The organism is Moorena sp. SIO3H5 (assembly GCF_010692395.1).
Lineage (GTDB): Bacteria > Cyanobacteriota > Cyanobacteriia > Cyanobacteriales > Coleofasciculaceae > Moorena.
Map to the genome: position 1 here is coordinate 1 of NZ_JAAHHS010000424.1, position 6,305 is coordinate 6,305.

The following is a 6,305-nucleotide window of genomic DNA, read 5'->3' on the forward strand; positions in this document are numbered from 1 at the left end:
AGCTATCAGCTATCAGCTATCAGCTATCAGTTTTAAGCTATCAGTTTTAAGCTATCAGCTATCAGTTTTAAGCTAAAGGCTGACGGCTGACGGCTGACGGCTAACGGCTAACCACTGACCACTGACCACTGACCACTGACTACTGGCCTCAGCTTTCAGCTTAAGCGCTACGCGCACGCTACGCGAACAGCTTTTGAATAAAAGAGGTCAGCATGCGTTTAATCTCTGTTACCTCTGCTGCCAGGAATTCATAGTCTTTGGCTTTGAGTAAGTTAAGATTGTGAGCCAGTAACAGGTGATATTCAAGTTCACTGGCTGAACCCATAGCAATGTGAAGAAAACGGGCTAGTTCGGCTTTTCCGTTTCTACCACAGCCCTCAGCAATATTGGCAGGGATTGAAACGGAAGAACGGCGGATTTGGCTTGTCAACCCATACAGTTCTTCCTTGGGAAATACTTGGGTTGCTTTATAAACAGATAACGTCAGCTCATGGGCTTTTTCCCAAACTTTCAATTTTTTAAAATCTCTCAATATTGAATGCTCCTATCAGCTATCAGCGGTCAGCTATGAGCTATCAGCTATCAGGTTTCAGCTATTAGTTATCAGTTTACTGCTAATCACTGACTGCTGACCACTGACCGCTGAAAGCTGACTGCTGACCACTGACCGCTGAAGGCTGAAGGCTGAAAGCTGACTGCTGACCACTGACTGCTGACCACTGACGGCTGAAGCCTGAAGGCTGAAGGCTGACTGCTGACTGCTGATCGCTAAGATAAGAAATAGGAACCAATTTCTCTAATCTTGTCACAACCAACAATGAAAGGACTCTGGCTCGAAAACCAGCAACTGCAACTGCGCACTGACCTACCTGTGCCATCACCACCCTCTGATGAAGCCTTAGTGCGGGTGTTGCGTGCGGGGATATGCAACACGGATTTGGAACTAATCCGAGGCTATTACCCCTACAAAGGTATATTAGGTCATGAGTTTGTTGGTGTTGTGGAAGATGGACCAGAGAATTTAGTTAACCAGCGGGTGGTGGGAGAAATTAATGCCGCCTGTGGTGAGTGTCGATTTTGTAAAAGTGGACAACCGACTCACTGCCAAAACCGTACTGTCTTAGGTATTGTTAACCGTAACGGAGCCTTTGCTGACTATCTGACCTTGCCGGTAAAAAACTTACATCCCTTACCCGATAATATTTCTACTGATGCCGCCACCTTTACTGAGCCCTTGGCTGCTGCTCTGGAAATTCAGGAACAAGTGAGGGTACGTCCCGATCACCAGGTGTTAGTAGTGGGAGATGGTAAGCTCGGACAACTGGTGGCACAAACCCTAGCCCTAACGGGCTGCGATTTGCTAGTAATTGGCCGTCATCACGAGAAATTGGCCAATTTAGAAGCCAGAGGAATAAAGGTAGGCTTTGCTGATGCCATCACTAAAGGTCCTTTCGATATCTCAGTGGAGTGTACTGGCAACCCCGAAGGCTTTGCCCTTGCCCGGGGAGCGTTGCGCCCACGAGGTACCTTGGTATTAAAAAGCACCTACGCTGGCAACCTAACCTTTGATGCCTCGTCTCTGGTAGTAGACGAAATCACCCTAATCGGTTCCCGTTGCGGTCCCTTTAAACCAGCAATAGATTTGCTAGCACGAGATAAAGTAAATGTCAATTACCTAATCCAAAGTCATTACCCAATTGAAGAAGGGTTAACCGCCTTTAACCATGCCCAGCAGCGGGGAGTCTTGAAAATTTTACTGACCATGGATCATAACTCTTGAAAGATGAGCAATAGGTGATGGGATGCGGTCAGCTATCAGTAATCAGCTGTCAGCCATCAGCGAATATCAGTAGAGTGGGCATCCTGCCCGCCTGGGAATGATACAGGCATCCTGCCCGCCTGGGAATGATACAGGCATCCTGCCCGCCTGGGTAAGATACAGGCAAGATGCCCGTTCCAGGCCTGATGCCCGATACAGGCAAGATGCCCGTTCCACGCCTGATGCCCGATACAGGCAAGATGCCCATTCCACGCCTGATGCCCGATACAGGCAAGATGCCTGTTCCACATTCCCGATTCCCGATTCCCGATTCCCGATTCCCGATTCCCTTTATTAAACTATGACTTATCAACAACAATCTGAATTCGAGAAATCTCTTAATATCCGTGCAATGACCACTAAACAAATTTGGTCGTATGCTACTGGAATGTTAGCCATTTGTATGATTTTTGCCCCAGGCAGATATAAGTTAGCCATCCCGATGATTGTAATCGGGGGCGCAGCAAGTAGCACCGCTTTTGTTTGGTACTCTCATAACAAATCCGATAAAACCCTTATTCCTAATCAAGTACAACAGCTAGAAGAACGCCTCGGTAACATAGAAACTATTGTGGGACGGGATGATTTGGAAGTAAATTTGAAACTTAAACAGTTAGAAGAAACGATTTAGTAAAGCATTTTTCAATTGGGTGATGTAAAAATTATTGGGTTTAAGGGAGCAGGGAGCAGGGAGCAGGGAGCAGGTAAGAGGTGAAAAATATTGTGTACCTGATAGCTAGCCAAAAAGCTGTATTTGTAAGTTTATATATCAAGAGAATATAGCATTATAATTGAGCATTGTAACAGGCTCGATTCTAGTAGATAAGGCTAGATAATTTATAAAAATATATCCTAATATATAGCGTTGATCATATTGATGAGGTACAGTCAATCTTATTACCTCTACTCCCTGCTCCCTTAAAAAAATACCTCACCTAATTGAAACCGGCTATAATCAATAATGCTCAAAACGAATACTTATGCAACTGCTACACTACTCCTAGCACTACTAATTGGATGTAATGGGGCGGATTCCCCTAAAGGTATATCGCCATCTCCTGATCCAGATGCTTCCCAGTCCTCAGAAGCAGAGGATGCACTAAAGGTGCTCCCAAAGCCTGATCAACCCCTAACTGTTGCGGAAACGAATCCTATTCCAGGAAGCCAACAGAGTGTTGACCAATACCTGAAAGGATTATCCGCCAAAGGGATGACCAAGACCAAGCAAGGGATATGGATGGAATCAGGAGATACCCTCTTAGCTAATCACCAAGGCACTATTCCCTTACCAGCAGCATCCCTTACCAAAGCAGCAACTACACTAGCCGCTCTTTCTACTCTTGGTCCTGACCACCAATTCATTACCAAATTTAGCGCCACCGGACCGATTGAGAACGGGGTGCTACAGGGAGACCTAGTGGTTGAAGGGTCAGAAGACCCGTTTTTTGTCTGGGAAGAAGCCATAGCAGTAGGCAACCAGTTAAATCAGTTAGGTATCAAACAAGTAACCGGTAATTTGGTGATTGTGGGTAAGTTTTATATGAATTTTGAGACCTTACCCCTCAAAGCTGGCACTCTGCTCAAGCAAGGCTTGAATGGTAAGAGTTGGCCACCAGCAGCAGAAACTCAGTATCAGACTTTACCCCCAGGTACCCCTAGACCGGAAATTGCGATCGCAGGCTCTGTGCAAGTAGTAGCTTCACCCCCTGACAATCTACAGCCCCTAGTGCGCCAGTATTCCTTTCCTCTGGCGGAACTGCTGAAGAAAATGAATCGCTACAGTAATAATAAAATGGCAGAAATGCTAGCCAATACCGCTGGTGGTGCCAAGGTGGTAGCCCGCAAAGCAGCAGAAGCGGCGGGAGTACCCCCATCAGAAATTAGCTTAATCAATGGGTCTGGTTTAGGTGAAGAAAATCGCATGTCTCCTCGGGCTGTCACTGCTGTATTTCTCGCCATTGAGCGCTATCTTCAGCAATACAACATGACCGTTGCTGATGTATTTGCCATCGTAGGACAAGACCAAGGTATTTTAAATGAACGTCCATTGCCTAACTTAGCAGTAGTTAAATCCGGTAGTTTAAATTATGTTAGTACCTTAGCCGGAGCCTTACCAACTCAAACCTATGGCACTGTTTGGTTTGCTGTGATGAATTCAGGGGGAGACTTTACCAAATACCGGACTCAACAAGAGATGCTGCTAAAAGAATTAGTAACTAAATGGGGAGTGGTGCAATCTGTTCCTTCTGACATTAAACCATCACCCCAGAGGATTGGTAAGAGGTCGTTTAGTGAAATTGTTAGATAAGCACTCAGCGCTCAGTAGTCAGCACTCAGCCGTGGCACAGGCTTCCAGCCTGTGACTTAACTCGTTAATTCCCATAAGCTGATAGCTAATAGCTGATAGCTTACCTCCCGATTCCCGATTCCCGATTCCCGACTCCCTGCTGTATCCTGGTTGAGTGTTAACTAAACTCTCGTTTATATAAGTCAGAAAATAGATGGCAAACCCAACCGCAACCTTAGAAACCTCTTTAGGCACAATCACGGTAGAATTGTTCACCGATGTGATGCCAGAGACAGCCGGTAATTTCATTGAACTAGCCAAGTCTGGTTTCTACGATGGTCTTCATTTTCACCGGGTGATTAATGACTTCATGATTCAGTTTGGCTGTCCCCATAGCAAAGATCCCAATAGTCCTCGCGCGGGTACTGGCAATGGTCCTGATGGCTGCATCCAGGATGAGCACCCGGAAAATGCCAAAATTTCCAATCAGCCAGGTACGTTATCTATGGCAAATACCGGTGCTCCCAATAGCGGTAGTTGTCAGTTTTTCATCAATACACGAGACAATTCCTATCTCGATTGGTTTTCTCCAGGCCCCTCGAAGCACCCGGTTTTTGGCAAAGTGACTGAGGGTATGGATGTGGTGAACAAGATTCAAACCACCCCTACTGCTCGGGGTGATCGCCCCAAAACTCCGGTTCAAATGGTGAAAGTGACAATAAACGAATAACGTAAGCATAAGCGCTACGCGCAAGCTACGCGAACAGCTATCAGCGGTCAGTAATCAGCTATCAGCTATCAGGTTATGGGTCACAGGCTAGAAGCCTGTGCCACCCTGTCTTGATGCAGTCGCTCATGGGGGAAACCCCCAAGACCGCGCTGCATCGCTACTTGAGGTGCTTTTGAATAAAACAAGCTGACGGCTGACCACTGACCGCTGACGGCTGATGGCTGATGGCTGACCACTGACCACTGACGGCTGACCGCTAACCACTGACCGCTGAGGTTTTCTCTTTTCCTAGGATATTCTCCATCAAGCAGAGTTGATATAATTTGTCTGTATCACTAGAGGAGCAAATTCTTTAGTGTTAGCGTCTACCGGGAATGGTCTGACTTAGGAACGGTAAAACCCATGAACACATCACCCTGGCTAGCAGCTACTGCAATCACTACAGCTTCTTGCCTTACCTTAGGCGCTATCAATCCAGCAGCAGCGAATACTTTTGACAACATCGAAGTTAACGGAAACAATTTTATTGCGGTAGCTGCCCCTTTTGGCTACAACCAGTATCAATTACTAGTCATCGAGCAGATTGCAAACTGGCAAGCGTGCTGGCGTGAACGTGGCACTAACCCAGTTGTAGTAGAGCCTCTGCTGCTCGACTTTGACTTTACAGGAATTTGTGGGCGCAGTACAGACAGCAACGGCTATTCTATGCGCGTCGATAGTCAAGACTTCGGTCTAGAGTATATGCTCAGAGTGGTTAAGCGCAATGGAGAATTGGTATTAGTAGGTACTCACCGCATTGACCGCAATGCCCCAGACATTGAGCTTGGGCGCACCAGAGGTTTGGCTAATGGCTTTCTCAAAATCTTTCTTGATCCTGGTTGGCGATTTACCAAACGTATGTATCAGGGCAAACAATTAGGTCACATCTATCTTACCTATGGTGCGATCGCTAATACTGTCGCGCCACAGTGGAGCAGTAGCCCTCAACCCTCACCACCTACTCCCAGCAGGGAATATATTTTTACCAAACCACAAGCCCAACCCAAGACTAGTGGTGAACGTTTTCCTGACACTAGCCCTCAACTTCCAGCACCTGCACCGCGAGAATCCTCAAATGATGGCATACCAGTGTTTGATAGCTTGAATTAATAGGACTTACCAAGTTTAATTGCTTTCGCCCCTGCTAGCTGTTGGCGTTCCGACGCAAGAAATAGCCCTGGGGTATTAAGCAGCGATCGCAAAATTAATTACCTACTCGCAATCTCTATAACCCTTACATTGTAAGGCTTTGAGTTTTATGAAATGTGTAATTAATTTGGTTTACCTGCTGATAGGGCAGTTAAGCTTGGTTTGATCACATAGCTCTGACGAAGAGATTATGAAAAGAATCGTTCGGTTTCTAGCTCCCATCTTGCTCCTAGTTGGTTGCACTGACCACAGCCCGGCTGAGAATCAAAAAGAGCTAAGCT

9 protein-coding genes are annotated in these 6,305 nt (G+C 46.4%); 6 read left to right on the top strand and 3 right to left on the bottom strand.

Annotation, left to right across the window (positions count from 1 at the left end):
• Positions 1-178: 178 nt before the first annotated feature.
• Together F6K52_RS30175 and F6K52_RS30180 are read right to left on the bottom strand one after the other, a co-directional pair.
• Positions 179-514 carry a four helix bundle protein gene (locus F6K52_RS30175; protein WP_293087526.1) on the bottom strand — a complete coding sequence of 112 codons (336 nt, stop codon included), beginning with the start codon at positions 512-514 and terminating at the stop codon, positions 179-181.
• Between the two features lie 100 nt (positions 515-614).
• Positions 615-809, bottom strand: a complete 195-nt coding sequence (locus tag F6K52_RS30180) for a hypothetical protein (protein ID WP_293087529.1) — start codon at positions 807-809, stop codon at positions 615-617.
• An 8-nt stretch (positions 810-817) separates the two neighbouring features.
• Between F6K52_RS30180 and F6K52_RS30185 the strand changes: the two genes are divergently transcribed.
• The 5 genes from F6K52_RS30185 to F6K52_RS30205 all read left to right on the top strand — a co-directional run bounded on the left by F6K52_RS30185 (position 818) and on the right by F6K52_RS30205 (position 4,836).
• Positions 818-1,780 carry an alcohol dehydrogenase catalytic domain-containing protein gene (locus F6K52_RS30185; RefSeq protein ID WP_293087551.1) on the top strand — a complete coding sequence of 321 codons (963 nt, stop codon included), beginning with the start codon at positions 818-820 and terminating at the stop codon, positions 1,778-1,780.
• 167 nt (positions 1,781-1,947) lie between these two features.
• Positions 1,948-2,124: a hypothetical protein gene (locus tag F6K52_RS30190; protein WP_293087532.1), complete on the top strand. Its 177-nt coding sequence runs from the start codon at positions 1,948-1,950 to the stop codon at positions 2,122-2,124.
• On the top strand, positions 2,121-2,450 hold the full coding sequence (locus tag F6K52_RS30195) for a hypothetical protein (RefSeq protein ID WP_293087535.1): 330 nt from the start codon (positions 2,121-2,123) through the stop codon (positions 2,448-2,450). The genes F6K52_RS30190 and F6K52_RS30195 overlap by 4 nt, the downstream gene beginning before the upstream one ends.
• A 330-nt stretch (positions 2,451-2,780) precedes the next feature.
• Positions 2,781-4,127, top strand: coding sequence for a D-alanyl-D-alanine carboxypeptidase (locus F6K52_RS30200; protein WP_293087538.1), 1,347 nt, complete (start codon positions 2,781-2,783; stop codon positions 4,125-4,127).
• A 193-nt stretch (positions 4,128-4,320) separates the two neighbouring features.
• Positions 4,321-4,836: a peptidylprolyl isomerase gene (locus tag F6K52_RS30205; RefSeq protein ID WP_293087541.1), complete on the top strand. Its 516-nt coding sequence runs from the start codon at positions 4,321-4,323 to the stop codon at positions 4,834-4,836.
• A 123-nt stretch (positions 4,837-4,959) separates the two neighbouring features.
• Here the strand turns inward: F6K52_RS30205 and F6K52_RS30210 are convergent, their stop codons facing one another.
• The gene (locus tag F6K52_RS30210; RefSeq protein ID WP_293087544.1) at positions 4,960-5,100 is read right to left on the bottom strand and encodes a hypothetical protein; all 141 of its coding nucleotides are present in this window, start codon (positions 5,098-5,100) and stop codon (positions 4,960-4,962) included.
• Positions 5,101-5,238: 138 nt separating this feature from the next.
• Between F6K52_RS30210 and F6K52_RS30215 the strand changes: the two genes are divergently transcribed.
• Positions 5,239-5,985, top strand: coding sequence for a DUF3747 domain-containing protein (locus F6K52_RS30215; RefSeq protein WP_293087548.1), 747 nt, complete (start codon positions 5,239-5,241; stop codon positions 5,983-5,985).
• The last annotated feature ends 320 nt before the right edge of the window (positions 5,986-6,305 follow it).

Excerpts from the sequence above, each read along its gene's own strand:
- F6K52_RS30185 (WP_293087551.1), top strand. The coding sequence starts at position 818 with ATGAAAGGACTCTGGCTCGAAAACCAGCAACTGCAACTGCGCACTGAC.
- F6K52_RS30190 (WP_293087532.1), top strand. The coding sequence starts at position 1,948 with ATGCCCGTTCCAGGCCTGATGCCCGATACAGGCAAGATGCCCGTTCCA.
- F6K52_RS30195 (WP_293087535.1), top strand. The coding sequence starts at position 2,121 with ATGACTTATCAACAACAATCTGAATTCGAGAAATCTCTTAATATCCGT.
- F6K52_RS30200 (WP_293087538.1), top strand. The coding sequence starts at position 2,781 with ATGCTCAAAACGAATACTTATGCAACTGCTACACTACTCCTAGCACTA.
- F6K52_RS30205 (WP_293087541.1), top strand. The coding sequence starts at position 4,321 with ATGGCAAACCCAACCGCAACCTTAGAAACCTCTTTAGGCACAATCACG.
- F6K52_RS30215 (WP_293087548.1), top strand. The coding sequence starts at position 5,239 with ATGAACACATCACCCTGGCTAGCAGCTACTGCAATCACTACAGCTTCT.